Source organism: Sinimarinibacterium arenosum, from assembly GCF_005047655.1.
Taxonomy (GTDB): Bacteria; Pseudomonadota; Gammaproteobacteria; order Nevskiales; family Nevskiaceae; genus Solimonas.
The window spans coordinates 93,446-120,167 of the sequence record NZ_SUKF01000001.1; the positions used below are offsets into that span (position 1 = coordinate 93,446).

The window sequence follows — 26,722 nt, forward strand, 5'->3', positions numbered from 1 at the left end:
GCATGGCGCGCATTTACATCGATGGCCACGCGTTCGAAGTCGACCCCAGCCGCAATCTGCTGGAAGTGGTGCTCGAACTTGGCCAGGACCTGCCGTATTTCTGCTGGCACCCGGCGCTGGGCAGCGTCGGCGCCTGTCGCCAGTGCGCGGTGACGCAGTTCCGCGACGAGCAGGACACCCGCGGCAAGGTGGTGATGGCGTGCATGACGCCATGTACCGACGGTAGCCGCTTCTCGCTCCAGCATGACGACGCGGTCGAAATGCGCGAGGCGGTGGTCGAGCTGCTGATGACCAATCATCCGCACGACTGTCCGGTGTGCGAGGAGGGCGGGTCCTGTCATCTGCAGGACATGACGGTGATGACCGGTCACAACTACCGCCGCTACCGCTACAACAAGCGCACCCATCGCAATCAGGATCTCGGACCCTTCGTCAGTCACGAGATGAACCGCTGCATCGCCTGCTATCGCTGTGTGCGCTTCTACCGCGAGTACGCTGACGGCACCGATCTGAACGTGTTCGGTGCGCACAATCATGTCTACTTCGGCCGGGCGAGCGACGGTACGCTGGAAAGTCCGTTCTCCGGCAATCTGGTCGAGGTCTGTCCGACTGGCGTGTTCACCGATAAACCCTATGGTGAGTCGTACACGCGCAAGTGGGATCTGCAGCAGGCGCCCAGCGTGTGCCACCACTGCGCGGTGGGCTGCAACATCTTCCCCGGCGAGCGCTACGGCCGGATCAAGCGCGTCGAGAACCGCTACCACGGCGCCCTCAACGGCTATTTCCTGTGCGACCGTGGCCGCTACGGCTATCAGCACGCCAACGCCGAAGCGCGTCCGCGCACGGCGATGCTGCGTGAGCGCCCCGGCGCCGAGCCCCAGCGCGTTGCGACCGATGCGGCGCTGGAATCCATGGTCACCTGGCTGCAGACGCGCACGCTGGGCATCGGCTCGCCGCGTGCCTCGCTGGAGGCCAATCAGGCGCTGCGCGCGCTGATCGGTGCCGAGCGGTGTCATCGCGGGGTGGCGGTGCAGGACGCGGCGCTGGACGATCTGATGCTGCAGATCCTGCGCCAGGGCCCGGCGCAGATCGCGTCGATCACCGACATCGAGCAGGCCGACGCGGTGCTGATTCTCGGCGAGGACGTTTCGGCCACCGGCGCCCGCGTCGAACTGGCGCTGCGCCAGTCGGTGCGGCAGCACGCGCTGGGTCTGGCCGATGCCTCGAAGGTGCCGCGCTGGCAGACGCATTCGGTGCAGTTGCTGGGGCAGGACGCGCGCAGTCCGTTGTTCGTCGCGACCCCGGCGGCGACCCGGCTCGATGGCATTGCCAGCAAGACTTATCGCGGCGCGCCGCAGGACATTGCGCGGCTGGGGCAGGAGATCGTGCATCTGCTCGACTACACGCAGCCGCGCGCACCGGGACTGGACGACGATACGATCCATCTGGCGCACACGATCGCCGAGGCGCTGAAGTCGGCGCGGCGGCCGTTGATCGTCAGCGGCGCCGGCTGTGCATCCGCCGCGGTGCTGCAGGAGGCCGGCAATATCGTCACCGCGCTGGCACATGCCGGTGCCGCGCCATCGATCGTGTTGCTGCCGGCCGAGTGCAACAGCCTCGGAACCGCAATGCTCGGTGGCGCCGATCTGGATGCGGCGCTGACGCAAATTGAATCCGGCGAGATCGACACCCTGATCGTGGTCGAGAACGATCTGTACCGGCGCGTGCCGGCGGCACGCCTGGATGCCGCACTGGCCCGACTGCAGCATCTGGTGGTGATCGATGCGCTGGCGACGCCGACGACGCAGCGTGCCGATCTGCTGTTACCGGCCGGCAGCTTTGCCGAGACCGACGGCACCCTGGTCAACTACGAAGGCCGCGCGCAGCGCTACTTCCAGGTCTTCCAGCCGGGCGCCTATGTCGGCAGCGGCGGTGACGTGCGCGAATCCTGGCGCTGGCTGCAGCAGGCCGCGCTGCAGGCGCAGGGGGATATCGGGACGACCCTGGACGACCTCACCCGCGCCTGCGCGCACGGCGATCCGGCGCTGGCCGCCATCGTCGACGCCGCGCCGAATGCCGGTTTTCGCATCACGGGTCAGCGCATTCCACGGCAGTCGCAGCGCTACAGCGGGCGCACCGCGATGAACGCGGCGCACGACATTCATGAGCCACGCCCGCCGCAGGATGCTGATACGCCGCTGGCGTTCTCGATGGAAGGGGCGCGAGTGGATCTGCCCAGCGCCGAGATTCCGATCTTCTGGTATCCGCGCTGGAACTCGGGGCATGCGGTCAACAAGTTCCAGCAGGAGATCGGCGGGCCGCTGCGTGGTGGCGATCCCGGGGAGCGTCTGATAGTGCCGGGCGCGGGCGGCAGCTATTTCGAACGTCCGCCCTGGCGTCCGCCGCAGGGGCTGCAGGCGGTGTGGTTGCACGAGCTTTTCGGCAGCGAGGAGCTGTCCGCTCGTGGGCCGGCGATCGCCGAGCGCACGCCGGCGGCTTACGTCGCCGTGAGCGCGCAGACCGCCGCGACGATGGCAGCCCGCGAGGGCGACGCCGTGCAGGTCACCGTTGGCGACGTGCAGTGGCCGGCGGCGCTGCGCATCGAGACCTCGCTGCCTGACGGCATCTTGGGTATCCCGCGCGGGCTGCCCGGTGTGCCGGTCGTACTGACTGATGCTGCGGTGTCGATCCAGCGGAGCGCATCATGAATGCCGCCAATCTGCTGATGATCAGCGGCATTCTGGTGTCGGTGGTGCTGACCGCGGCGCTGCTGATCTGGGTCGAGCGGCGCATGCTGGGCCTGTGGCAGGACCGCTGGGGACCGAACCGCGTCTGGTTCCTTGGCATCGGTCAGGTCGTCGCCGACATGATCAAGATCTTCACCAAGGACGACTGGGTGCCGCCGTTCGCCGATCGCACGGTGTTCGTGCTGGCGCCGGCGATCGTGATGGCCACCATCCTGCTGGCCTTCGCGGTGGTGCCGATCGCGCCGGGCATCAGCGTCGCCGCCGAGTGGAACGTCGGCATCCTGTTCGTGCTGAGCATGACCGCGCTGGCGGTGTATTCGGTGATGCTTGGAGGCTGGGCCTCGAACAGCAAGTACGCCGTGCTGGGCGCGCTGCGCGCAACCGCGCAGACCATCAGCTACGAGGTGTTCATGGGGCTGGCGCTGCTGGGCGTGGTGATCCAGGCCGGCAGTTTCAGCCTGAACGACATCGTGCTGGCGCAGCAGCATGGTTGGTACATCTTTCCGCAAGCCCTGGGCTTCGTGCTGTTCCTGATCGCGGGGCTGGCCGAAACGCACCGGCTGCCGCTGGACCTGCCGGAGGCCGAGCACGAACTGACCGCGGGCTTTCACACCGAGTACTCGGGCATGAAGTTCGGCATGTTCTTCGTCGGCGAGTATGTCGCGGTGATCCTGATGTCGGGGCTGCTGACGACCTTGTATTGCGGTGGCTGGCTCGGACCGACCTTCGGTCTGACGTTCATGCCGGTGGTGTGGTGGTGTCTGAAGACCGGCGTGTTCATCCTGTTCTTCATCCTACTGCGCGCGGCAATTCCGCGTCCGCGCTATGACCAGCTGATGCGCTTCGGCTGGCTCGCCCTGCTGCCGCTGGCGCTGCTCAATACCGCAGTGACCGGTGCCGTTGTGCTGCTGCGGGGTGCGCCATGATGCAGTCGATCCGCGATCTGCTGGACGGTTTCTACACCCAATGTCTTTCGCTGTGGCGCGTATTCCGCCATCTGTTCGCGCGCAAGTCGACGATCCAGTATCCGGAACAGAAGCCCTACCTGCCGCCGCGCTATCGCGGCCGCATCGTGCTGACGCGCGATCCCGACGGCGAGGAGCGCTGCGTCGCCTGCAATCTGTGCGCGGTGGCGTGCCCGGTCGCGTGCATCGCGCTGCAGAAGGGCGAGAAGGAAGACGGACGCTGGTATCCGGAATGGTTCCGCATCAACTTCTCGCGCTGCATCTACTGCGGCATGTGCGAGGAGGCGTGTCCGACCTATGCGATCCAGCTGACGCCGGACTACGAGATGGCCGAGTACGACCGTCGCAACATGGTCTACGAAAAGGAGCACCTGCTGATCAGCGGGCCCGGCAAGGTGCCCGGCTACAGCTTCTACCGCGTTGCCGGGCTGTCGATCGCCGGCAAGGACAAGGGTCAGGCGCAGCACGAGGATCCGCCGGTCGATCCGCGGAGTCTGATGCCATGAGCACGCTGTTCTACGGTGCCTCGGCCGTGGCGATCGCCGCCACCCTGCTGGCGATCACGCGCGCGCATGCGGTGCACGCGCTGCTGTATCTGATCGTGTCGCTGCTGGGTGTGGCGGCGACGATGCTGGCCCTCGGAGCGCCGCTGGCGGCGATGCTGGAGGTGATGGTCTACGCCGGTGCGATCATGGTGCTGTTCGTGTTCGTCGTGATGCTGCTGAACCTGGGGCCCGGAACCTCGTCGCAGGAACGTCTGTGGTTGCGGCCGCGGTTCTGGTTGGGGCCGGGGGTGCTCTCCGGTTTGCTGCTGGTGCAACTGCTCGGCGTCGTGTTGCGACCGGATTCGCCGTCGATGTCGATCGCGGAGGTCGGGCCCAAGGCGGTCGGCATCGCGCTGTATGGACCCTATCTGCTGGCGGTGGAGCTGGCGTCGATGCTGTTGCTGGCCGGTCTGGTCGCTGCCTATCACCTCGGGAGGCCGGGCAGATGATTCCGCTCGGACATGCACTGGGGGTGTGCGCAACCTTGTTTGCCCTGGGTGTGGCGGGCCTGCTGACGCGGCGCGGTCTGCTGTTCAGTCTGATGTGTCTGGAGATCATGCTGAACGCGGCTGGTCTGGCGTTCGTCGTGGCCGGCAGCCGCTGGTCCGCGCCGGATGGTCAGGTGATGTTCCTGCTGGTGTTGACCCTGGCGGCGGCGGAAGTTTCGGTGGGACTGGCGCTGCTGTTGCAGGTGTACCGGCGCTTCAAATCGCTGGACACGGATGTACTGTCGGAGATGAAGGCGTGACGCCGCAGACCGCGCTGCATGGTGTGGTGCTGCTGCCCTTGCTCAGCGCCGCGATCCTGCTGCTGTGGCGCGGCGTGCCGCGCGCGATGGTGACGTTCCTCGGGGTCGGCTCGGTCACGGCCGCGGCGCTGCTGACCGCAGTGCTCGGGGCGCAGTGGCTGAATGCCAGTGCGCCGCTGGCGGTGACGCAGGTGCTGTGGAACTGGGTGCAGCTGGAGAGCTTCACGCCGCGGATTGCGCTGACGCTTGATGGGCTGTCGCTGACGATGCTGGGCGTGATCACCGGCGTCGGTGCGCTGATTCACGCCTACGCGTCCGGCTACATGCGCGACGAGCCGCGCTATCGCCAGTTCTTTGCCTACATGAATCTGTTCGTGGCGATGATGCTGGTGCTGGTACTGGCTGACAATCTGCTGCTGCTGTATCTGGGCTGGGAAGGTGTGGGCCTGTGCTCGTACCTGCTGATCGGCTTCTACAACGAAGACCCGGCCAACGACGCGGCGGCGCGTAAGGCATTCATCACCACGCGCGTTGGCGACACGGCGTTTGCGATCGGTCTGTTCCTGATCTATCGCGAGCTGAACACGATCGATATTGCGGTCATTCTGGATGCGGCGCCGCGGGTCTGGGCCGGCGACAGCCGCATGCCGACGATCGTGGCCCTGCTGTTGCTGGGCGGCGCGGTCGGAAAGTCGGCACAGCTGCCGCTGCAAGCGTGGCTGCCGGACGCGATGGCCGGCCCGACCCCGGTGTCGGCGCTGATCCATGCCGCGACCATGGTGACTGCCGGTGTCTATCTGATCGCGCGTCTGCACGGCATCTATCTGCTCGCGCCGGAGGCACTGGCGGTGGTCGGCTGGATCGGCGCGCTGACCCTGCTGCTGGCCGGTGGAGCCGCGCTGGCGCAGAACGACATCAAGCGCGTGCTGGCGTATTCGACAATGTCTCAGATCGGCTACATGTTCCTGGCACTGGGCTGCGGCGCCTGGGGTGCGGCGATCTTCCATTTGATGACGCATGCCTTCTTCAAGGCGCTGCTGTTCCTAGCCTCCGGCAGTGTGATCCTGGCCTGCCACCACGAACAGGACATCTTCAAGATGGGCGGGCTGCGCCGCAAACTGCCGCTGGCCTTCGCCAGCTTCGTCGTCGGCGGCGCCGCGCTGGCGGCGCTGCCGATCGTGACCGCTGGTTTCTGGAGCAAGGAGGCGATCCTGTCCGCGGCCTGGGGCGGCGGGCACCGGTTGTGGTGGCTAATGGGCACCGTCTGCGCGTTCCTGACGGGGCTGTACACGTTCCGCCTGATCTTCATCGTGTTTTTCGGCGGCGAGAAGGCGCATGCGCATGACGCGGACATCCATCGCATGCGCGTGCCGCTCGGCGTGCTGATGGCACTATCGCTCGGCGGCGCCCTGATCACGCAGCCCCTGCATGGCGTGTTGCCGGAGTTCATGGTCGAGGCGGGCAGCCATGGGCCCGAACTGATTGCGGTTGCGGCGGGTCTGGCCGGTATCGCACTGGCGTGGTTCTGGTACGGCCAGGGCGCCGCGGTGGCGCCAGCCGAGACCCCGTTGCGCCGGTGGGCGCGCAGTGGCTGGGGCTTTGACGCCCTGTATGACGCACTGCTGGTGCGGCCGCTGTACACGCTGGCGAGGATCAATCGCACCGACATCATCGATCGTATGTACGGGGCGTTGGTGCTTGGCCTGCTGGGAGCGCATCGCAGCGTGCTGAAGCTGCAGACCGGGCAGCTGCGCTGGTACGCCGCCGGCATCGCGCTGGGCGCGGTCGTGCTGCTGGGAGCGTCGCAATGGGCCTGAGTCCGCTGCTATTGCCGGCGCTGGTGTTGATTCCATTCGTGGGTGGATTGCTGGCCTGGTATTCGGAGCGGTTGTCGCTGACCTGGCCGCGCTGGATCGGACTGCTGTCGATGGCAGCGACCTGCGCGATCGCACTGTGGATCTGGGGTCATGCCGAGGTGCCGGCGATCGTGCCGGATGCGCGCGCGCCGCACTGGATTCTCGAGTACAAGCTGAGCTGGATTCCGCGCTGGGGCGTCAGCTTCCATTTCGGCATCGACGGTCTGGGCCTGCTGATGGTGCTGCTGACCGGCGTGCTGGGTGTGCTGTCGGTCGCCTGTTCCTGGCGCGAGATCCAGCAGTACGTCGGCTTCTTCCATCTGAACCTGCTGTGGAATCTGGCGGGCGTCATGGGTGTGTTCATGGCGCTGGACCTGTTCCTGTTCTTCGTGCTGTGGGAAGTGATGCTGGTGCCGATGTACTTCCTGATTGCGTTATGGGGGCATTCCAGCACGGCTGGCGCAAAGCGCGGGCATTCGCGCGTCTACGCGGCGACCAAGTTCTTCATCTTCACCCAGTCCGCCGGCCTGCTGATGCTGGTGGCGATGCTGGCGCTGGTGTGGCTGCACCAGCAGGCTACCGGGCAGTGGAGCTTCAATTATCACGATCTGCTGTACACACCGCTGACACACGCGCAGGAGTACGCGCTGATGCTGGCGTTCTTCGTCGCGTTCGCGGTCAAGCTGCCGGTGGTGCCGCTGCACCCGTGGCTACCCGATGCGCATTCGCAGGCGCCGACCGCCGGCTCGGTTGATCTGGCCGGCATTCTGCTGAAGACCGGCGCGTACGGATTGCTGCGGTTCGTATTGCCGCTGTTTCCGCATGCTTCGCGTGATTTCGCACCGATCGCGATCGGCCTCGGCGTGTTCGGCATCCTGTACGGCGCCAAGCTGGCGCTGGTCCAGACCGACATCAAGCGTCTGGTTGCCTATACCAGCGTGTCACACATGGGCTTCGTGCTGCTCGGCATTTATGCCGGCAGCACCATTGCGCTGGAGGGGGCATTGATCCTGATGCTGGCACATGGGCTGGCCACCGGCGGCTTGTTCATTCTCTGCGGCGAGCTGTACGAGCGTCTGCACACGCGTGAGCTGGGTCAGATGGGCGGACTGGCGCGGCGCGCGCCGCACTACGCGACTGCGGTGATGTTCTTTGCGCTGGCGTCGCTGGGGTTGCCCGGTCTGGGCAACTTCGTCGGTGAGTTTCTGGTCCTGGTCGGCGCGTTCCCGCTGCGGCCGTGGATGACGATGGTGGCCGCGCTGGGTCTGATTCTGGCAGCCGTGTATTCGTTGTACATCGTGCAGAAAGTGCTGCATGGGCCGCCGGCAGATGCCCGCCCGGTCGAGGACCTGACCGCACGCGAGCGACTGATGATTGGCGCCATTATTGTCAGCCTGCTGGTCCTGGGTCTGTTTCCGCAGCCAGTGCTGGATCTGGCGCGTGGCCCGTTGACCCAGATCGGCGAGTGGTATGCGCACGGAGTGCCGCCGCCATGAGCCTGCAGTGGCAGGCCGCAATCCAGTCCGGCGCGCCGCTGCTGCTGATGGCGGCCGGAATCGTGCTGCTGATGCTGCTGATCGCTTCGGCCCGCAATCACCGCGCGATTGCACAGCTGACGACCCTGGGGTTTCTGCTGACGTTTGGCGTCTGCCTGATTCCGCAGGGCAGTGTCGAGCTGACGCCGTTGCTGGTCGTCGACGACACCGCGCGCTTTGCAATTGCGCTGGTCGCAGCGGCTGGCGTGATCACGGTGCTGCTGTTGTACGGCTATGTCGAAGCCTACGACGGCGTGCGCGAGGAAATGTATCTGCTGCTGCTGATCGCCGCGCTGGGGGCGATGGTGCTGGCGTGTGCACAACACGCTGCCAGTCTGCTGCTGGGGCTGGAAACGCTCAGTGTCGCGCTGTTCGGCATGATCGCCTACACCCACAAGCGCAAGCGTTCGCTCGAAGCCGGCATCAAGTATCTGGTGCTGTCGGCCGCGGCGTCGGCGACCCTGTTGTTCGGGTTTGCGCTGCTCTATGCCGCCTGCGGGGCGCTGCAGTTCGACGCGATCGGTGCCGCGCTGGAGACGCTGACACCTGACGAACGCGCGATTGCCTGGGCCGGGCTGGCGCTGATCTGGGCCGGGTTCGGCTTCAAGCTGTCGCTGGTGCCGTTCCATTTGTGGACGGCGGACGTCTACGAGGGGGCGCCGGCGCCGGTGTCCGGCTTCCTGGCCGCCGTGTCCAAGGGGCTGGTTGCCGTGGTGCTGCTGCGCTGGCTGTCGCCGGTGGCGCTGACGCAGACGCCGGTCCTGCATCTGGCACTGGGGGGCGTTGCGGTGCTGAGCATTGTCGTCGGCAATCTCGGTGCGCTGCAGCAGAACAACGTCAAACGCGTGCTGGCGTACTCATCGATCGCGCATACGGGCTATCTGCTGGTGCCATTCCTGGTCGGGGGCGTGGTCGCGCGCGAGGCGGTGCTGGTCTACGTGACCTGTTATACGGTCATGACGCTGGGCTGTTTTGGGGCGGTGACGATCCTGTCCGGTCCGGCCGGAGAGCGGGATGCCGACCATTTATATGACTACCGCGGCCTGTTCTGGCGCCGGCCGCTGGTGACCTCGGTGTTCGCGCCGATGCTGCTGGCGCAGGCCGGGCTGCCGCTGACCGCCGGGTTCCTGGCCAAGTTGTATGTGCTGGCCGCGGCGGTGGAACGTCATGCCTGGTGGCTGGCACTGGCGGTCGTCGCCGGCAGCGCGGTCGGCCTCTATTACTACCTGCGTCTGATCGTTGTGCAATTTTTGCCCAAACCGGGCGGCATGCGCCGTGAGGGGGTGCTGTCGGAAACCAGCGTAACCGCCGGAATTGCGCTGTTGCTGCTGTTTGTTGCCCTGATCGGGCTTGGGGTGCAGCCGCAGCCGTTGCTTGCAGGCGTGACCGAAGTGCTGCGTCTGCCGCCCTGAATCCGCCTGAGCGCAGGGGTCTCGGCGCCCCGACCGAGGCATTGGCGTCGAACTCGATCCCTAATATTTGGTCGATAGCGGGCGATTCCGCTGGCGACGGCGGAGCCGATTGACTAAAATCCGCCCGCTTTTCTACGAGACACAGGTGGCCCGTTCGTGGATGTCACGCACATCAAGCTGAAGAAGGGCCTCGATCTGCCGATCCAGGGCGTCCCCGAGCAGAGCGTCGATGACGCGCCCGCGGTGACGACCGTCGGCGTGGTCGGAGGCGATTACATTGACCTGAAGCCGACGATGTATGTCGAAGTCGGGGACAAGGTCAAACTGGGCCAGCCCCTGTTTGAAGACAAGCGTCGCCCGGGCGTGCTGCACACTGCGCCGGCAGCAGGCGAGGTCATTGCGATCAATCGCGGCGCGCGGCGCGTGCTGCAGTCGGTGGTGATCCGCATCGAGGGTAACGAGCAGATCGCATTCAAGTCGTGGCCGGCGGCCGAGCTGGCGTCGTTGCCGGCGGACGAGGTGCGCGAGCAGCTGCGCCTGTCAGGCATGTGGACTGCGCTGCGTACGCGGCCGTACTCGCGCGTGCCGCGGGTCGATTCGACGCCCGCCGCAATCTTTGTCCCGTGCATCGACACGCGTCCGCTGGCGGCCGATCCGGTCGTCGTATTGCGCGGTCAGGAGCAGGACTTCAAGAACGGTCTGGCGGTGTTGACGCGGCTGACTGCAGGTGAGGTCTTTGTCTGCCGCCGGCCTGGTGCGCAGATTCCGGTGCCGGAGCTCAAGCAGATCCGCGTCGCCGAGTTCGACGGCCCGCATCCGGCCGGACTGGTGGGCACCCACATGCATTTCCTGAAACCGGTCGGGGCCAACCGCACCAACTGGTATGTCAGCCCGCAGGACGTGGCTGCGATCGGCAAGCTGTTCACCGCCGGCAAGATCGACACCACGCGCATTGTCGCGCTGGGCGGGCCGCAGGTCGTGAAGCCGCGACTGTTGCGTACACGCATTGGTGCGTGCATCTCCGAGCTGATTACGCCGCAGATCCGTTCAGGCGAATCGCGGCCGCTGTCCGGCTCGATTCTGGGCGGGCGCGAGGCACGCGGCTGGGGTAACTACCTCGGGCGCTATCACACGCAGATTTCCGTGCTGGCCGAAGGCCGCGAGCGGCGTTTCCTCGGCTGGATCAATCCCGCCGGCGACCGTTTCTCGGCAATGAACCTGTTCTTCTCGGCGTTCCAGCGCGGCAGTCGCCGCATGCCGATGAATACCTCGACCAACGGCTCGCCGCGAGCGATGGTCCCGATCGGCAACTACGAGCGCGTGCTGCCGCTGGACATGCTGGCGACACCGCTGCTGCGCGCATTGCTGGTTCGCGATACCGACACTGCGCAGTCGCTGGGCGCATTGGAGCTGGACGAGGAAGACCTCGCACTGTGTTCGTTTGTCTGCGTCGGCAAGCACGATTACGGTCCGATCTTGCGCGCCAATCTCGAGCAGATCGAAACTGAGGGATAAGCGCGGCGCCACGTGCGCGAAAGCGCCCCGAAGCGGTGAATCGGGGTCGGGGGCGGCAAAAGACGTGCAGTTCGGCGTTTTTCCGCCCATAGGCATCAACATCGGCCGGCCGTCAGATCCGACTGCAGCCGACGGATATTGAAAGTGTCGTGACCGGCAATGGCGCCGGGCACGCCAACCAAGGAAGCGTTCGTATGTCCGCAATCCGTTCTTTTCTCGACCGCGTCGAGCCCTTGTTCAAGAAGGGAGGACGATTCGAGAAACTGTATCCGCTGTTCGAGGCGGTAGACACCATTGCGTATTCGCCGGGTGACGTCACCCGCGCAGCGCCGCACGTACGCGACGCCATCGACCTCAAGCGCGTGATGATCTACGTGTGGCTGGCGACGTTCCCCGCGATTGCGGTCGGGTGCTGGAACGTCGGATTTCAGGCCAACGTGGCGATGGCGGAGCTGGGACAGACCCAAATTGCCGGCTGGCGCGGCGCGTTGCTGCATCTGTTCGGTATCGGCGTCGATCCCAACAGCATCATGGACTGCTTCTGGCACGGTTTCTGGTATTGGGTACCGGTTTACGCAGTGACTTTCGTTGTCGGCGGCTTCTGGGAAGTGCTGTTCGCCACCGTGCGCCGGCATGAGATCAACGAAGGCTTCTTCGTCACCTCGATCCTGTTCTCGCTGATCCTGCCCCCGACGGTGCCGCTGTGGCAGGTGGCGCTGGGCATCAGCTTCGGCACCGTAATCGGCAAGGAAATCTTCGGCGGCACCGGCAAGAACTTCCTCAATCCGGCGCTGGTCGGGCGTGCGTTCCTGTACTTCGCCTATCCCGCGCAGCAGACCGGCGACACGATCTGGACTGCGGTCGACGGCTTTACCTCGGCGACGACGCTGGGCATCGCCAAGCTGGGTGGCCTTGAGGCGGTCAAGGATGCCGGGCTGACCTGGATGCAGACCTTCGTCGGTGTCGAGCAGGGCAGCATCGGCGAGGTGTCGGCGCTGGCGATTTTCATCGGCGGAGCGTTCCTGCTGTACACCGGTGTCGCCAACTATCGCATCGTCATCGGCATGCTGGCCGGCATGATTGCGGCGGCGCTGCTGTTCAACGTGATTGGCTCGGACAAAAATCCGATGTTCGCGTTTCCGTGGTACTGGCATCTGACCGTGGGCGGCTTCGCCTTCGGCACGATGTTCATGGCCACTGATCCGGTTTCGGCGGCGCATACCGATACAGGACGCTGGATATTTGGCGCGTTTTGCGGCGCCATGGTGGTGCTGGTCCGCGTGGTCAATCCGGCGTTTCCAGAATCGGTGATGCTGGCCATTCTGCTCAGCAACATCGTTGCACCGCTGATCGATTTCGGCGTGATCAAGGCCAACGTCGCACGGCGCCAGCGCCGGCTCGCGGCCGCCTGAGCGCACCAGAGGAACTATGTGATGGCAGTCAAAGACACCAAGGCCTACGCGCTGTGGGTCGCTTTCGTACTCTGTCTGGTGTGCTCGGTGCTGGTCACCGGCGCGGCAATCGCGCTGCGCCCAGTGCAGCAGTCGGCCAAGCTCGACGACAAGCGCAAGAACATTCTGCGCGTGGTCAACATGTACGAGCCGGGGATCAATCTCGACGAGGCATTCAAGAAGATCACGCCAAAGATCGTCGACCTGAGCACCGGCCAGCTCAGTGACGCGGTCGATCCGGCCAAGTACGACCAGTACGCTGCGGCGAAGGATCCGGCGCAGGGCGGACAGGTGATTCCGGGCGATGATGACATCGCCAAGATCAAGTACATGCCGCGCTATGTCACCGTCTACTACATCTACAACGAGGACGGTTCGCCGAAGACAGTCATCCTGCCGATCAGCGGCTACGGGCTATGGTCGACGCTGTACGGCTTCCTTGCGGTCGAAGCGGATGGAAATACGGTCGTCGGCATCAATTTCTATCAGCATGCAGAGACCCCAGGACTCGGCGGCGAAGTCGACAATCAGAAATGGAAGGCGCTGTGGCCGGGCAAGAAAATCTATGACGACAAGGGGCAGGTTGCACTGCATCTGGTCAAGGGCGGCGTCAATCCGGACAGCCCTGAAGCGACGCATCAGGTTGATGCCCTGGCGGGCGCTTCGCTGACCTCCAACGGTGTCAGCAATCTGGTCCATTACTGGCTGTCGGATGCGGGCTTCAAGTCCTTCCTCGAACAGCTGGGGCAGCAACACGCGGCGGCCGCCTCGGCCACCCCGACGACGTGAGGTGATCCATGTCTGATATCAATACCAAGAAGATCCTGGCCGAGCCGATCGCGGACAACAACCCGATCATCCTGCAGGTGCTCGGCATCTGCTCGGCGCTGGCGGTCACCAGCAAGCTGGAAACCGCGCTGATCATGTGCGTCGGTCTGACCGTTGTCACCGCGTTTTCCAATCTGTTCTACAGCCTGGTGCGCAACTTCATTCCCGGTTCGATCCGCATCATTGCGCAGATGACGATCGCGGCGACCCTGGTGATCCTGGTCGATCAGACGCTCAAAGCCGTTGCGTATGAAGCGTCCAAGCCGCTGTCGGTGTTCGTCGGTCTGATCCTGACCAACTGCATCGTCATGGGCCGCCTCGAGGCCTACGCGCAGTCGAACCCGCCCTGGCCGTCGTTCCTCGACGGGCTCGGCAATGGGCTGGGCTATAGCGCGATTCTGGTGATCCTGGCGACGTTCCGCGAGCTGTTTGGCTCGGGCAAGTTGATGGGCGTCGAGATTCTGCCGCTGGTCACCGAGGGCGGCTGGTACACACCCAACGGCCTGCTGCTGTTGCCGCCGTCCGCGTTCTTCCTGATCGGCATCATCATCTGGGTGGTCCGGACCTGGAAGCCGCAACAGCAGGAAAAACCGATGTTCAGCATCCAGTCCGGACAGCCGCACCCCGGCGGCGAAGCGCACTGAGGCAGGGGACCATCCATGGAACATTACATCAACCTTGCGATTCGCTCGCTGTTCATCGAGAACCTTGCACTGGCCTTCTTCCTGGGCATGTGCACGTTTCTGGCGATCTCGAAGAAGATCGAGACGGCCATCGGTCTGGGCATCGCGGTCATCGCGGTGCAGTCGCTGACGATGCCGCTGAACAACCTGCTGTTCCAGTACGTATTGAAGCCGGGGGCGTTGTCCTGGGCCGGCCTGCCGGACACCGATCTGACCTTCCTGGGGCTGATCCTGTACATCGGCGTGATCGCGGCGACGGTGCAGATTCTGGAAATGACGCTGGATAAGTACGTGCCTGCGCTCTACAACGCGCTGGGCATCTTCCTGCCGCTGATCACGGTCAATTGCGCGATTCTCGGCGGCACCCTGTTCATGGTCGAGCGTGACTACACCTTCGCCGAGTCCTGTGTCTACGGTGTGTCGTCAGGCGGCTCGTGGGCGCTGGCGATTGCGCTACTGGCCGGCGTGCGCGAGAAGATGAAGTATTCCGACGTGCCGCCGGCGCTGCAGGGCCTGGGCATCACGTTCATTTCGGCCGGACTGTTGGCATTCGGCTTCATGGCCTTTTCCGGCATTCAAATCTAAAGGCGGGGCGACATGCTTCTCGAAATCGCACTCGGCGTTGCCATTTTCACCGGCATCATCCTGGCGCTGGTCGTCATCATTCAGTTCGCCAAGGACATTCTGGTCCCGGCCGGCACCGTCAAGATCCTGATCAACAACGAGCGTGAGCTCGAAGCGCCCGTCGGTGGCAAGCTGCTGCAGACCCTTGCCGGCGCCGGACTGTATGTACCGTCGGCCTGTGGCGGCGGCGGCTCCTGCGCGCAGTGCCGGGTCAAGGTGTTCGAGGGTGGTGGCAACATTCTGCCGACCGAACTCAACCACATCACCAAGCGCGAGGCCAAGGAATGCGACCGCCTGTCGTGCCAGGTCGCGGTCAAGCAGAACATGAAGATCGAGATCCCGGAGGAAGTCTTCGGGGTCAAGAAGTGGGAGTGCACGGTGCGCTCCAACCACAACGTTGCGACCTTCATCAAGGAATTGGTGCTTGAACTGCCGGCCGGCGAGCGCGTCAATTTCCGTGCGGGTGGCTATATCCAGATCGAATGTCCGCCGCATGTGGTCAATTACAAGGATTTCGACGTCGAGCCGAAATTCCGCGAGGACTGGGACAAGTTCAACCTGTGGCAGTACACGTCCAAGGTTGATGAGCCGGTCGAGCGCGCTTATTCGATGGCGAACTATCCGGAAGAACTGGGCATCATCATGCTCAACGTCCGTATCGCCAGCCCGCCGCCGAAGCTGCCGAATGTCCCGGCCGGCAAGATGTCGAGCTACATCTTCAACCTGAAGCCGGGTGACAAGGTCACGATCTCGGGGCCGTTCGGCGAGTTCTTCGCGCGCGACACCGACAAAGAAATGGTCTTCATCGGTGGCGGCGCAGGTATGGCGCCGATGCGTTCGCATATCTTTGATCAACTGACCCGGATCAAGACCCAGCGCAAGATCTCGTTCTGGTACGGCGCGCGATCCAAGCGCGAGATGTTCTATGTCGAGGATTTCGACAAGCTGGCCGCCGACAATCCGAACTTCGAATGGCATGTTGCCCTGTCCGAGCCGCAGCCGGACGACAACTGGACCGGCTACACCGGTTTCATTCACAACGTTCTGTATGAGAACTACCTGAAGAATCACAAGGCGCCGGAAGACTGCGAGTACTACATGTGCGGCCCGCCGGTGATGAATGCTGCGGTGATCAAGATGCTGCTGGACCTCGGCGTCGAACGCAAAGACATCATGCTGGACGATTTCGGCGGATAGCCGGGAAAGTGCCGTTGGCACTTTTCCTCACGGGTGAACGCCCGAGGCATTGTGTCGGGCCGGCGCGGAGGGTGGCGTATCCTGAGGATTGCCTCTCCGCAGTCGGGTGGATTGGCGCGAAGCATGGGGCCGCTGCATACCCGCGGCCGTATGCGTGATACGCTCGTCCAGACGACACAGGGGTGGCCGATGACGACTGCGGCGGAACGGGACCCGGGTGCTGCTTGCGCCCATCGGCAACTAGCGCGACACTGAATTTATGACCACATTCATCGCTGTCTTCGTGCTGTTCAGCCTGGCGTTGGCTGGGCTCGGTCTGGGCTGGTTGTTGAAGGGCAGGGAACTGAAGGGAACCTGTGCAAGCCAGGCAGCGTTCACCGGCGGGGTTTGCGAAGTGTGTGGCAAGACCGAGCGTTGCGAGGGCGACGCGCCCGGCCAATAACGATTACAGATCCGGATGTAAACGGAGGCGACAGCATGCTGCATTCGATCACCGTCAAAGACTATATGAGTGAGAGCCTGCTGACGTTCCGTCCGGACATGGACGTGATCGAGGCGATTCACAAGCTGGTGGAGAAGGGTTATTCCGGTGCGCCGGTGCTCGACAACCTCGGCAATGTCATCGGGGTGCTGTCCGAGCACGACTGTCTGAAAGTCGGGCTGCATGCGAGCTATCACGGCGTGCTGGGGGGCAAGGTCGCTGATTTCATGTCCAAAAACCCGGTGACAGTGGAATCCGAGCTGAGCATTCTGGAACTGGCCAAGATGTTCCTCGACAAACCGTTCCGGCGCTATCCGGTGACTGAGGACAACCGATTGATTGGGCAGATCTCGCGTTCCGATGTGCTGCGCGCGATCGACGCCATCAACGACAGCTCCAATGCCTAGCGCATGAGCCTTCTGACTCGCGGTTGCGCACCGCGCCGGCGCTAAGCGGCGCCCGTGTCTCGAGGCCATCACCGACCGGAATCTCCCGACGCTGACGCCACGCCGCCTGACTGGCGTGCGCTGCGCGGGCTATGGCCCTATCTGCGCGAATTCCCGGCACGGATTGCGATTGCGATGGCCTGCCTGGTGGCCGCCAAGCTGGCCGGCACCGCCCTGCCGATGCTGCTCAAGCACGTGGTCGACGCGCTCGACACCGCGGAGGGAAACCTGATCGTCGTGCCGCTGAGCCTGCTGTTGGCGTACGGCGCCTTGCGCCTGGCCAACGTACTGTTTGGCGAACTGCGCGATGTTGTATTCGGTCGTGTCAGCGAACGCGCGATGCGGCGAGCGGCGTTATCGGTGTTCCGGCATCTGCATGCGCTGGATCTCGATTTTCACCTGTCGCGACGCACCGGCGGCCTGTCCAGGGACATCGAGCGCGGCATATCCGGCATCAGTTTTCTGCTGCGCTTCATGCTGTTCAACATCCTGCCGACCCTGCTGGAAATTGCGCTGGTTGCCGGCATCCTGCTGTTCAACTACGGCGTCGCGTTTGCAATGATCACTGCTGTGGCGGTGGTGTTGTACATCCTGTTCTCGGTAGTGACGACCGAGTGGCGCACGCGCTTCGTGCGCGAGGCCAACCGACTCGATTCGAGCGCCAACACGCGTGCGGTCGACAGCCTGCTCAACTACGAGACGGTCAAGCTGTTCGGCAATGAAGACTACGAAGCCAAGGAGTACGACCGCTCGCTGACGGCGTGGGAACACGCGCAGCAGCAGAACCGGCTGTCCCTGTCGGCGCTGAACTCGGGGCAGGCGTTGATCGTCGCCGGCAGTCTGACCTGGATGATGATCCTTGCTGCACGCGGCGTTGCTGCGGGCGCGATGACACTGGGCGACTTTGTCGCGATCAACGCCTATCTGATCCAGCTATTTGTACCGCTGAATTTTCTGGGTTTCGTGTATCGCGAAATCCGCCGCGCCCTGACCGACATGCAGCGCATGTTTGCGTTGCAACAGGTCCAGCCGAAGGTGGTTGATGGTGCCGATCAACTGGAAATGCATGGTGCTCCGGTCGACGTGCGCTTTGACGACGTGCACTTCGCTTATGGACCAAAGCGCGAAATTCTGCAGGGCGTCAGTCTCTATATTCCGGCAGGGCACAAGCTGGCCGTGGTCGGAGCAAGCGGCGCCGGCAAGTCGACGCTGGGACGCCTGCTGTTCCGCTTCTACGATCCTACTGCGGGCAGCATCAGCGTCGGTGGACGCGACATCCGCGGGCTGACACAGCACAGCCTGCGATCGCATATCGGGGTAGTGCCGCAAGATACCGTGCTGTTCAACGACACCCTGGCCTACAACCTGGCCTATGGACGCCCAGGCGCGAGCCAGGCGGAGATCGAGCGGGTGGTGCGTCTGGCGCATCTGGATCATTTCGTCGCGCAGTTGCCTGACGGCTATGAGACCCGCGTCGGCGAGCGTGGCCTGAAACTCTCCGGCGGCGAAAAGCAGCGCGTCGCCATCGCACGGGCGTTGCTGAAGGATCCACCGGTGATGATCTTCGATGAAGCGACGTCATCACTGGATTCGGCCTCGGAACGTGCCATTCTCGATGCGTTACGCGAAGTGGCGCAGCACCGCACCACGCTGGTGATTGCCCACCGCCTGTCCACCATCGTCGACGCCGACGAGATCGTGTTGCTGGACCAGGGGCGGGTCGTCGAGCGCGGTACGCATGCCGGGTTGCTGGCCGCCGGCGGAGCCTATGCACGTCTATGGCAGATGCAGCAGCGCGAGCAGCCTGCGCCGCCGGCCGCGGCCGTGCCGGCCTAGTTCCGCAGCAACCGACAGCCTGCGATCCGGAGTGCCGGGATCGGCCCCGCACGGACTCTGGTTTGCGACGGTTCAGTGGCGACCGGAGGCATGCCATTGTGTGATCGCCCTTCCCGGCGGCACCAATTTCGCATACCGTTAGCGCGAACAACGCAGGGGGAGGCGCCGGCACGTATCCGGCCAACGCATGATAGGCATCGACACACTGAAAGCATTGGTCAGCATGAGTCCGCGTGAGGAGATGCTGCGGCATATCGTCACGCCGGAACTCGACGAGCTGTTTGCCCGCATCCCGAAACCGGTTGGCAGCTTTGGCTATGACCCCTGGGGCTACAACGAGAACACCGCGAAATTCGCGCTGGGTCTGGTCAAGTGGCTCTACGAGCACTATTTCCGGGTCACGACTTCAGGACTGGAAAACATTCCGGACCACGGCCGGCTGCTGGTTGTGCCGAATCATTCCGGGCAGCTGCCGATGGATGGCGTGCTGATCGGTTACGCGCTGGCGACCAATCCGCATGGGCCGCGTGCGGCGCGGGCGATGATCGAGCGCTTCTTTCCGACGGTGCCGTGGCTGGGCAATGTGCTCAACGCGATCGGCGCGGTGATCGGTGATCCGCTGAACTGCTCGAAGATGCTCGAGCAGGAAGAAGTCATCATCGTGTTTCCGGAGGGCGTGCGCGGCTCCGGCAAGCTGTACAAGGATCGCTACCAGCTGCAGCGGTTCGGCAACGGTTTCATGCATCTGGCCTTGCAGCACAAAACGCCGATTATTCCGGTCGGGGTGGTCGGCTGCGAAGAGACGATGCCCTCGCTGGCAAACATTTCACCGCTGGCGCGCATGCTAGGAATTCCCTATGTGCCGGTCGGGCCCTTGCTGCCGTTGCCGGCGCGGGTGCACATCACGTTTGGCGAACCGATGTACTTCGAAGGTGACAGCGAAAGTGAGGAGCGGGTGACCGAGCGGGTCGAACTGGTCAAGGATCGCATCCGCGATCTGATCGACGCCGGCCTGAAGCAACGCACCAGCATTTTCTAGAAGCGCAGACCATGCCCCATAAGAAAACCGTTCTTGTTACCGGCGCGGCCGGCTCGCTCGCCAAACGCGTGATCGCGCGTCTGCACGGCAAGCACAACGTCATCGCAGTGGATTTCCGCCGCAAGGTCGAGACCGATGCCGGGGTGCCTTCGTACAAGGTCGACATGCAGAAGCGCGGGTTCGAGGACATCTTCCGCAACCACAAGATCGATGCGGTGATCCATATCGGCCGCATCTTTGCGCATGAGTCCGATCGCCAGCGTCGGTACAACGCCAACGTGCTGGGGACCAAGCGCCTGCTGGAGCTGTGCCGCAAGTACAGCGTCAGCGAAGTGGTGATCCACTCGACCTACTTTGTCTATGGCGCGTCGGCCTACAACCCGGCGTTGCTCGACGAGGACGCGCCACTCAAGGCCAGCGAAGTGACCCAGGATCTGGTGGATTCGGTCGAGGTGGAATCACTGGCGCAGATCTATCTGTGGAAGTACCCCGAGCTGAACATCACCATCCTGCGTCCGTGCAACGTGCTGGGCCCGGGCGTACGTAACTCGATGTCGTTGTTGCTGTCACGGTCAGTGGCGCCCGTGCTGCTCGGATTCTCGCCGCTGATGCAGTTCCTGCATGTCGACGACATGGCCGATGCGCTCGTGCTGGCTTTTGAACAGAACAAGCCCGGCATCTACAACGTCGCGCCCGATGACTGGGTCGCGTATCAGGTGGCGGTCGAACAGTGCGGCTGCCGCAAGCTGCCGGTCATGAGCGTGCCGCCGGTGCTGCCGAAGCTGATCAGCAACGCGCTCAACTGGAATGCGTTCTTTCCGCCATATCTGATCAACTATTTCAAATATCCGGTGATCATTGATGGGCGTCTGTTCCGCGAAACCTTTGACTGGAAACCGCGCCGGAACATGAACGACATTTTCAGCTACTACCGCAAGGCCAAGCTGCTCGCGGCGTAAGGACGCTCCACGGTCATTGTCGATTTGTATCGACACGACAGGAAATTCTCATTTCCGCTCCCTGACGGGCGTCCCTATACTCGATCACGAGCGTAGTGAGCGCCCGAATCGGCAAGGAGTTGGAAATGGCGAAGCCAAAAAGCATCAGCAAGGCGCCGAAAATCGATATCGGCATCACCAAGGATGTGCGCAAGGGCATCGCAGAGGGACTGAGTGCGCTGCTCGCAGACGAGTACACGCTGTACCTGAAAACGCACAATTTCCATTGGAACGTCACCGGACCGATGTTCAACACGCTGCATCTGATGTTCGAGACGCATTACACCGAGGCAGCGACCGCAGTGGATCTGATCGCCGAGCGTATCCGTGCTCTCGGGTTCCCGGCTCCAGGAACATATCGGGCGTTCGCTGCACTATCGTCGATCGAAGAGGTCGACGGTGTGCCGGATTGGAAGACCATGGTGACGCAGCTGATCAAGGGGCATGAAGCGTGCGTGAAGACCGCGCGCCGGATGTTCCCCCTGGTGGACGACGCGAGCGATGAACCGACTGCGGATCTGTTGACGCAGCGCATGCAGGTTCATGAAAAGACTGCGTGGATGCTGCGCAGTTTGCTGGAGTAGATGCAGCGTTGAGTGTGCGTCCAGAGCCATTGCTGGCGGTCCGGCAGCTCAAGGTCCAGCATCGTCTGCGACCCATGCGCCCGTGGGCGCCGGCGGTGGTGCTGCGCGCGGTCGATGAGATCAATTTCAACCTGATGCCCGGAGAAACGCTGGGCCTGGTGGGCGAATCGGGTTCGGGCAAGTCGACGCTGGCACGTGCGCTGGTGGGTTTGAACCCGATCGCCGCTGGATCGGCGCGCTTTCAAGGACGGGAGTTGGCGGGCCTGGATGCGAATGCCTGGCGCACGCTGCGTCGGGACATCCAGATGGTGTTTCAGGATCCGCAGACCAGTCTCGATCCGCGCATGCGAATTGTCGAGATCGTTGCCGAGCCACTGGACTATCTGGCGCCTGAGTTGGGCCGCGATGCGCGCCGGCACCGCGCTGCCGAGACGCTGGAGCGGGTCGGTATCGACGCCCCCCTGCATGCGCGCTATCCGCATGAGCTGTCGGGCGGCCAATGTCAGCGGGTGGGTATTGCACGCGCGCTTGTTGTGCGGCCGAGACTGCTGATCTGCGACGAGGCGGTGTCGGCGCTGGATGTCTCCGTGCAGGCGCAGGTTATCGATCTGCTGATGGCGCTGCAGCGCGATTCCGGCCTGTCGATGTTGTTCATCACGCATGATCTGGCCGTGGCGCGTCAGATCAGCGACCGCGTGATGGTGATGTACTTCGGCCGCGTGATGGAACAGGCCAGGGCCGACGTGCTGTTCGAGCAACCGCGGCATCCATACACCAAGGCCTTGCTGGCGTCCGTGCCCGGCACCGATCACGCGTTGCGCAGGCAGTTGCTGCTTGCGGGTGAGTCACCGGATCTCAGCGTGCCGGCGTCAGGCTGCGCATTTGTCACGCGCTGCCCGATGGCCGATGAACAGTGCACGCGTCGGATTCCACCGGTGCAGCGACTGGACGATGGTGCCGCAGTGGCCTGCCACTACGTTGCAGGCGCACAAAACTGGTCCGTCAGCCGCTCCGCGCCGGAACAGCGCGGGCTCTGACCAAACCGGCGGACGTTCAACAGCTCGGTTTCTTGCCGGCTGCCCGCGCCTGGTTGTACAGCGGAATGACCTTGCTGAGATTCTTGTTCAGATCGCTGATGCGTGTGCTCGGCGACGGATGCGTCGAGGCAAACTCGGGCGGCGTTTCTCCGCCCGCCCGCGCCATGTTCTCCCACAGCTTCGACGCTTCGGCTGGGTCAAAGCCGGCGCGCGCCATCAGTTGCTGACCGAGGACGTCGGCTTCGGATTCGTCGCCGCGAGAATACGGCAGCAACAGCAGCAGATTGGCACCCATGCCGATCATGTCGCCGGATACGCCGGTAGCCGACGACACCACCGCAACGCCGAGCTGCGTCGCCATTTCGTTGGAAACGCGTGCGGCCGAGTGGCCGGCCAGCACATGCGAGACCTCGTGGCCGATCACTGCCGCGAGCTGGTCCTGATTCTGGGTGACTTTGAGCAGGCCGGTGTATACGCCGATCTTGCCGCCAGGCAGCGCGAAGGCGTTGACCTGCTTGGAGTCGAAGACCTGCACTTCCCACTGCCCACCGACTTCGCGCGTGATCGCGTTGGCGACGCACTGGACGTAGCGGTTGGTCTTGCCGTCCTTGGTTGGCGGAGTCTTTTCCTTCAGATCCTGAAATGCGGTGACGCCCATCTGCGCCATTTCAGCGTCCGACACCAGGCGCAACTGACGGCGTCCGGTCGGCGATGTTACGCAGGCGGTCACGACGGCGCCGACGACGGCGATGCACAACAGGGTGCGGACTGCGGGCCAGCGCGACATGCAATTTCTCCGAGGAACTGAAAACGCCGGTGAAATGATAGTGGATGCTGCCGTGAAAGCCACCGTGAAAGCCACCCGCACGCCGCGTCGCGCGGTCGGCGCAATCCCGGTAAAGTCTCTTTTGGGTCCGTCAGGATCCATGGGGATGCGGCCAGGGTCGGAGGAGAAATTGACCCGTCCGCAGTGTCGAGACGGCAACGACCGTCAGTCTTTCTGGAAGGTAGATCAAGTATGTCTGAGCGTGAGACCGGTACCGTCAAGTGGTTTGACAATGCCAAAGGCTATGGCTTCATACAGCGCGGAACAGGACAGGACGACGTCTTTGTCCATTTCCGGCAAATCCAGGGCGAGGGTTATCGCACGTTGCAGGAGGGACAGCAGGTTCAATTCAATGTGATACAGGGTCAGAAGGGCCTGCAGGCCGAACAGGTCGCGGTTCTCAACTAACCGGACTGTGTCATTGAAGCCGGGGCTTGCCCCGGCTTTTTTGTGCGCGCTGCCTGCGCAGCCACGCAGCCAGCAGCAGCGTGAGGCTGGAGCCGAGGCCGACGCTGCCGCCCCCGCCGGAGCCGCCGGCGGCAGCGGAACTGCCGTCGTCGACCAGGACCAGGGTGCGATCACTGCCGCCCACATCAGTATCGGCACGGCCAGCGTCGTCTTCGTAGTTGGCCCAGCCGCCGGCCCAGTCGGCGACGGTCGCGGGATTGGTATCCAGAGCCTGTCCGGTAAAGTCCGTCGCCGTCACCGCGAGTTGCAGTCTGCGCGCCTCGATCGCCGGGCTGCCGGTGGGCAGCGTGAACACGACCTGATAGGCATCGTCGGCATAGCGCAGGCAGCCTGCGGATGTTCCGGGTGGCGTGGCGCGCCAGCCTTCTGCGGTCGTCGCCAACGCGAAGCTGAACGCGGCGCCGCCGGCATCGCGGCCGGTCAAGGCGATCTGCGGTGCCAGATCGATGCTCTGCCCAATGAATTGGGTGATCGCCTGGGTCTGCGGATCACGCCACCGCATGGGTTTGTTGAATGCCAGCCACAGGCGGTAGGCGACTCCGGGTTCGAGGTTGCCGTCGCCGAACTGTGTCAACGCGCGCGTGCTGCCGTCGCGCATCCAGCGGGCGTCGTACACCAAAAGATCGCTATCCACGCGACGGACCTGCGCGGCGATCAAACTCGGCGGTCCGGCCATGCGATACAGGCCGACCGTATTGGCGGCGGTGATTTCCTCGCGCACCCGCGCGATCTCGGATGCAGGCAAAACGAAGCCGTCGTGGTGGTAGCCGAAGCTGCCGTAATCGCTGCCGCCGTTGGCTGAGGGTTCCAGTTCCAGGGTGTAAGCCGGAATCTGGTAGTCGTAGGCGAAGCGTTCGTCGGTGCTGCCAATACCCTGACCGGCGGGTGTTGGGTTGTACGGATAGCGATCAACCCCGCCGGTGGCAGCGCTCATGCGCTGTGCCAGCGCGCGCGCAAGCGCGTCGCGCCGCGTGCGACCGGTGTTCACGCCGTAGTACACGCGGCTGAAGGTGTGCGTATCGACATAAAGCCGCAGGCGTGCCGCCGGGCCGAGATTCCCGGCGGCATACAGCGCCTGGATTTCCGGTTCGGATGCCGCCGAGACGCCGTGATAGACCAGCGAGCCGCTGGCATTGCTGTTCTGATTGCCGGACGCGAAGGCGTGGGTGTTGTTGCGGTTGAGGTCGACGCCGAGCATGCCGTCGGCGACGCATCCGGTGCTGCCGGCAGCACACAGGGTCTCGTCGACATTGCGCATGTTCTTGCGTCGGAAACGACCATCGCGCGGATAATTGCGGTATTCCGCAGGTTCCGCGGACAGATCTGCCGGCGTGGGGTCCCCGCTGTATTCGGTCTGCAGGAAGGTGTCGGGGTAGCGTTGCGTCTGCAGGAAGCCGTCGACGTTGAGCACCGGGATCACGATCAGGTTCAGGTTGTCGAGCAGGTAACGGTACAGCCCGCCGTCGTTCTGGCGCTCGGCGTAGTGCTCAACCAGGGCCGCAACAACTTCCGGACTGCCCCATTCGCGTGCGTGGATGCCGCCGTTGATCAAGGCGGCCGGTTCGGCAAAGCCCTCGGCCGTCAGGGCATCGGCATCGCTGAGCTGCACCGCGGTGATCGGGCGCTGCGCCAAGGTCTGGCCGATTGTCTGTTCGCGAATGCTGTCGCTGGATAGCGCCAGTTCATCCAGTCGTGCCTGCAGTGCGGCATAGCGGCGAAAACCGTCGACCGGCGTCTGCGAATCGACTGGCAGCGGTACCGGATAACCCAGCGGCACCAGCGTATCGCCGTAGCTGTCCTCGGTCAGCGTCAGAACTTGCGCCGCTGCTGTTGCCGTGACGCTGAACAGCAATGCTGCGGTGACACGGCTCAGCGCAGCCATTGGCTGACCTCTGCGCGCAGTGATGCGGGTTGGGCCGGATCGTGGCTGAACGCGGCCAGCGTGGCGCTGGCGCCCGCATCCTCCATCCAGTGCAGTGCCAGCAGTGCGCGGCGCAGACTCAGATCGTCCGGCGCATCTGCAATGATCCTTCGCAACGCTGGCAGGTTGCGCGGATCGCGCGCGAGTGCCTGAGCGCTGGAGGCGCCGTCAGCGTCGCCCAGGCCTGCAAGCAGCGCCTGCTGGGTTTCCGCACTCCACACCAGACGGGACATGGCCAGGCGCGCGGCAGAGCGGTAGCCGGAATCGAGGTCGGGGTCGTTCAGCAGCGTCAGGGCGACAGTCGACTCGAATGCCTCGGGTAGTGCAGCCAGCAGCGTGAGTCCGGCAGGTGTTGCCGGGGCCCGCAGGACGTCGCGTGCCAGTGATGTGTCGCCCAGGCGCAGCGCCAATGCGCTGCGAACGCCGGGATCGGCAGAGTCGGCGCTGCGCAGCAGCAGCAGCTCCGCATCGCTCGCGACAGCGATCTGCTCGCGCCAGGCCGCTGCGTCGTCGATTGCACGCAGGGCCTCAAGATCACCCCGACGCAACGCGCTGACGAGTGCGGCGCGGTGCGCGGCCTTGTCCCAGCGGCGCAGGGTCCCCCGTGCGGTTGCGGCAATCTCGAATGCAGGCACGGTCAGCCCGCCGCGCGCGCGTTCGTCGTCCAGCGCATCGGTATAGGTCTGCGGTGAATAATCCGTCAGTGCTTCGACCTGCATACGGGTCGCAGCTTGCGGGGCAATGGCTTCGCGCAATCGCAGCAGGGTCTGCTGCAGTTCGGCTTCTGCCGGTAACGGGTCGCTGACTGCGGAGAGCCGTGCGGCATCCAGGCGTGCCGCCAGCGTGCTTTCGTCGGGTGCTGATTTTGCGGTAACGGCTGCAATGCGTACCGCTTCGTCCAGCGCGCTGCGCGGAACGTAGCCCGCGCATGCGCCGCCGCTCCAAATAAATGCGATGCAGGCGGCGGCGCAGAGGCGCAC

General features: G+C 64.0%; 25 protein-coding genes. 22 read left to right on the top strand and 3 right to left on the bottom strand.

From position 1 onward, the window contains the following. Window positions 1-2 precede the first annotated feature (2 nt). The 21 genes from nuoG (at window position 3) to E4T66_RS00535 (ending at window position 22,527) form a co-directional block, all read left to right on the top strand. Window positions 3-2,708 (top strand): NADH-quinone oxidoreductase subunit NuoG, encoded by a 2,706-nt coding sequence (nuoG, locus tag E4T66_RS00435; protein ID WP_136846951.1) that lies wholly within the window; start codon window positions 3-5, stop codon window positions 2,706-2,708. Beyond that, window positions 2,705-3,673 carry an NADH-quinone oxidoreductase subunit NuoH gene (nuoH, locus tag E4T66_RS00440; protein ID WP_136846952.1) on the top strand — a complete coding sequence of 323 codons (969 nt, stop codon included), beginning with the start codon at window positions 2,705-2,707 and terminating at the stop codon, window positions 3,671-3,673. The genes nuoG and nuoH overlap by 4 nt, the downstream gene beginning before the upstream one ends. Further along, the gene (nuoI, locus tag E4T66_RS00445) at window positions 3,673-4,218 is read left to right on the top strand and encodes an NADH-quinone oxidoreductase subunit NuoI (RefSeq protein WP_441347691.1); all 546 of its coding nucleotides are present in this window, start codon (window positions 3,673-3,675) and stop codon (window positions 4,216-4,218) included. The genes nuoH and nuoI overlap by 1 nt, the downstream gene beginning before the upstream one ends. Beyond that, complete coding sequence (gene nuoJ / locus E4T66_RS00450; RefSeq protein WP_136846954.1) at window positions 4,215-4,706, top strand: NADH-quinone oxidoreductase subunit J; 492 nt, start codon at window positions 4,215-4,217, stop codon at window positions 4,704-4,706. The genes nuoI and nuoJ overlap by 4 nt, the downstream gene beginning before the upstream one ends. Continuing rightward, the gene (gene nuoK, locus E4T66_RS00455; protein WP_136846955.1) at window positions 4,703-5,005 is read left to right on the top strand and encodes an NADH-quinone oxidoreductase subunit NuoK; all 303 of its coding nucleotides are present in this window, start codon (window positions 4,703-4,705) and stop codon (window positions 5,003-5,005) included. Before nuoJ ends, nuoK begins: the two co-directional genes overlap by 4 nt. Further along, complete coding sequence (nuoL, locus tag E4T66_RS00460) at window positions 5,002-6,822, top strand: NADH-quinone oxidoreductase subunit L (RefSeq protein WP_248679322.1); 1,821 nt, start codon at window positions 5,002-5,004, stop codon at window positions 6,820-6,822. The genes nuoK and nuoL overlap by 4 nt, the downstream gene beginning before the upstream one ends. Window positions 6,823-6,827: 5 nt before the next feature. Then, window positions 6,828-8,357 (top strand): NADH-quinone oxidoreductase subunit M, encoded by a 1,530-nt coding sequence (gene nuoM, locus E4T66_RS00465; protein ID WP_136847484.1) that lies wholly within the window; start codon window positions 6,828-6,830, stop codon window positions 8,355-8,357. After that, a complete protein-coding gene (locus E4T66_RS00470; RefSeq protein WP_136846956.1) occupies window positions 8,354-9,808 on the top strand; it encodes an NADH-quinone oxidoreductase subunit N in 1,455 nt (484 codons plus the stop codon). Before nuoM ends, E4T66_RS00470 begins: the two co-directional genes overlap by 4 nt. Before the next feature lie 156 nt (window positions 9,809-9,964). After that, entirely contained in the window at window positions 9,965-11,323 is a 1,359-nt protein-coding gene (locus E4T66_RS00475; RefSeq protein ID WP_248679326.1) for a Na(+)-translocating NADH-quinone reductase subunit A, read from the top strand. Window positions 11,324-11,517: 194 nt separating this feature from the next. Beyond that, window positions 11,518-12,735 carry an NADH:ubiquinone reductase (Na(+)-transporting) subunit B gene (locus E4T66_RS00480; RefSeq protein ID WP_136846957.1) on the top strand — a complete coding sequence of 406 codons (1,218 nt, stop codon included), beginning with the start codon at window positions 11,518-11,520 and terminating at the stop codon, window positions 12,733-12,735. Window positions 12,736-12,753: 18 nt separating this feature from the next. Continuing rightward, window positions 12,754-13,563 carry a Na(+)-translocating NADH-quinone reductase subunit C gene (locus E4T66_RS00485; RefSeq protein WP_441347686.1) on the top strand — a complete coding sequence of 270 codons (810 nt, stop codon included), beginning with the start codon at window positions 12,754-12,756 and terminating at the stop codon, window positions 13,561-13,563. Between the two features lie 8 nt (window positions 13,564-13,571). Next, the gene (locus E4T66_RS00490) at window positions 13,572-14,246 is read left to right on the top strand and encodes an NADH:ubiquinone reductase (Na(+)-transporting) subunit D (RefSeq protein ID WP_136846959.1); all 675 of its coding nucleotides are present in this window, start codon (window positions 13,572-13,574) and stop codon (window positions 14,244-14,246) included. A gap of 15 nt (window positions 14,247-14,261) precedes the next feature. Beyond that, window positions 14,262-14,870, top strand: a complete 609-nt coding sequence (gene nqrE, locus E4T66_RS00495; RefSeq protein ID WP_136846960.1) for an NADH:ubiquinone reductase (Na(+)-transporting) subunit E — start codon at window positions 14,262-14,264, stop codon at window positions 14,868-14,870. 12 nt (window positions 14,871-14,882) lie between these two features. After that, window positions 14,883-16,106, top strand: coding sequence for an NADH:ubiquinone reductase (Na(+)-transporting) subunit F (gene nqrF, locus E4T66_RS00500; protein WP_136846961.1), 1,224 nt, complete (start codon window positions 14,883-14,885; stop codon window positions 16,104-16,106). Between the two features lie 259 nt (window positions 16,107-16,365). Beyond that, window positions 16,366-16,548: a hypothetical protein gene (locus tag E4T66_RS00505; RefSeq protein ID WP_136846962.1), complete on the top strand. Its 183-nt coding sequence runs from the start codon at window positions 16,366-16,368 to the stop codon at window positions 16,546-16,548. A 35-nt stretch (window positions 16,549-16,583) separates the two neighbouring features. Then, entirely contained in the window at window positions 16,584-16,994 is a 411-nt protein-coding gene (locus E4T66_RS00510) for a CBS domain-containing protein (RefSeq protein ID WP_136846963.1), read from the top strand. Window positions 16,995-17,048: 54 nt separating this feature from the next. After that, window positions 17,049-18,869, top strand: a complete 1,821-nt coding sequence (locus tag E4T66_RS00515; RefSeq protein WP_248679328.1) for an ABCB family ABC transporter ATP-binding protein/permease — start codon at window positions 17,049-17,051, stop codon at window positions 18,867-18,869. A 223-nt stretch (window positions 18,870-19,092) separates the two neighbouring features. Next, window positions 19,093-19,908 (top strand): lysophospholipid acyltransferase family protein, encoded by an 816-nt coding sequence (locus E4T66_RS00520; protein WP_441347692.1) that lies wholly within the window; start codon window positions 19,093-19,095, stop codon window positions 19,906-19,908. An 11-nt stretch (window positions 19,909-19,919) separates the two neighbouring features. After that, on the top strand, window positions 19,920-20,867 hold the full coding sequence (locus E4T66_RS00525; protein ID WP_136846965.1) for an SDR family oxidoreductase: 948 nt from the start codon (window positions 19,920-19,922) through the stop codon (window positions 20,865-20,867). A gap of 125 nt (window positions 20,868-20,992) precedes the next feature. Continuing rightward, window positions 20,993-21,490 (top strand): Dps family protein, encoded by a 498-nt coding sequence (locus tag E4T66_RS00530; RefSeq protein WP_136846966.1) that lies wholly within the window; start codon window positions 20,993-20,995, stop codon window positions 21,488-21,490. Between the two features lie 14 nt (window positions 21,491-21,504). After that, complete coding sequence (locus tag E4T66_RS00535) at window positions 21,505-22,527, top strand: ABC transporter ATP-binding protein (protein WP_248679386.1); 1,023 nt, start codon at window positions 21,505-21,507, stop codon at window positions 22,525-22,527. Between the two features lie 16 nt (window positions 22,528-22,543). Here E4T66_RS00535 and E4T66_RS00540 read toward each other — a convergent pair whose 3' ends face one another. Then, window positions 22,544-23,314 (bottom strand): M48 family metallopeptidase, encoded by a 771-nt coding sequence (locus tag E4T66_RS00540; RefSeq protein ID WP_136846967.1) that lies wholly within the window; start codon window positions 23,312-23,314, stop codon window positions 22,544-22,546. A gap of 231 nt (window positions 23,315-23,545) precedes the next feature. Here E4T66_RS00540 and E4T66_RS00545 point away from each other — a divergent pair, with 231 nt between their 5' ends. After that, the gene (locus E4T66_RS00545) at window positions 23,546-23,761 is read left to right on the top strand and encodes a cold-shock protein (protein WP_136846968.1); all 216 of its coding nucleotides are present in this window, start codon (window positions 23,546-23,548) and stop codon (window positions 23,759-23,761) included. A gap of 10 nt (window positions 23,762-23,771) precedes the next feature. Here the strand turns inward: E4T66_RS00545 and E4T66_RS00550 are convergent, their stop codons facing one another. Then, complete coding sequence (locus E4T66_RS00550; RefSeq protein ID WP_136846969.1) at window positions 23,772-25,703, bottom strand: M14 family metallopeptidase; 1,932 nt, start codon at window positions 25,701-25,703, stop codon at window positions 23,772-23,774. Then, window positions 25,691-26,722, bottom strand: a complete 1,032-nt coding sequence (locus E4T66_RS00555) for a hypothetical protein (protein WP_136846970.1) — start codon at window positions 26,720-26,722, stop codon at window positions 25,691-25,693. The genes E4T66_RS00550 and E4T66_RS00555 overlap by 13 nt, the downstream gene beginning before the upstream one ends.

Coding starts and splice junctions, on each gene's coding strand:
- nuoG (WP_136846951.1), top strand. CDS start 3: ATGGCGCGCATTTACATCGATGGCCACGCGTTCGAAGTCGACCCCAGC.
- nuoH (WP_136846952.1), top strand. CDS start 2,705: ATGAATGCCGCCAATCTGCTGATGATCAGCGGCATTCTGGTGTCGGTG.
- nuoI (WP_441347691.1), top strand. CDS start 3,673: ATGCAGTCGATCCGCGATCTGCTGGACGGTTTCTACACCCAATGTCTT.
- nuoJ (WP_136846954.1), top strand. CDS start 4,215: ATGAGCACGCTGTTCTACGGTGCCTCGGCCGTGGCGATCGCCGCCACC.
- nuoK (WP_136846955.1), top strand. CDS start 4,703: ATGATTCCGCTCGGACATGCACTGGGGGTGTGCGCAACCTTGTTTGCC.
- E4T66_RS00470 (WP_136846956.1), top strand. CDS start 8,354: ATGAGCCTGCAGTGGCAGGCCGCAATCCAGTCCGGCGCGCCGCTGCTG.
- E4T66_RS00480 (WP_136846957.1), top strand. CDS start 11,518: ATGTCCGCAATCCGTTCTTTTCTCGACCGCGTCGAGCCCTTGTTCAAG.
- E4T66_RS00490 (WP_136846959.1), top strand. CDS start 13,572: ATGTCTGATATCAATACCAAGAAGATCCTGGCCGAGCCGATCGCGGAC.
- nqrE (WP_136846960.1), top strand. CDS start 14,262: ATGGAACATTACATCAACCTTGCGATTCGCTCGCTGTTCATCGAGAAC.
- nqrF (WP_136846961.1), top strand. CDS start 14,883: ATGCTTCTCGAAATCGCACTCGGCGTTGCCATTTTCACCGGCATCATC.
- E4T66_RS00505 (WP_136846962.1), top strand. CDS start 16,366: ATGACCACATTCATCGCTGTCTTCGTGCTGTTCAGCCTGGCGTTGGCT.
- E4T66_RS00510 (WP_136846963.1), top strand. CDS start 16,584: ATGCTGCATTCGATCACCGTCAAAGACTATATGAGTGAGAGCCTGCTG.
- E4T66_RS00520 (WP_441347692.1), top strand. CDS start 19,093: ATGAGTCCGCGTGAGGAGATGCTGCGGCATATCGTCACGCCGGAACTC.
- E4T66_RS00525 (WP_136846965.1), top strand. CDS start 19,920: ATGCCCCATAAGAAAACCGTTCTTGTTACCGGCGCGGCCGGCTCGCTC.
- E4T66_RS00530 (WP_136846966.1), top strand. CDS start 20,993: ATGGCGAAGCCAAAAAGCATCAGCAAGGCGCCGAAAATCGATATCGGC.
- E4T66_RS00540 (WP_136846967.1), bottom strand. CDS start 23,314: ATGTCGCGCTGGCCCGCAGTCCGCACCCTGTTGTGCATCGCCGTCGTC.
- E4T66_RS00545 (WP_136846968.1), top strand. CDS start 23,546: ATGTCTGAGCGTGAGACCGGTACCGTCAAGTGGTTTGACAATGCCAAA.
- E4T66_RS00550 (WP_136846969.1), bottom strand. CDS start 25,703: ATGGCTGCGCTGAGCCGTGTCACCGCAGCATTGCTGTTCAGCGTCACG.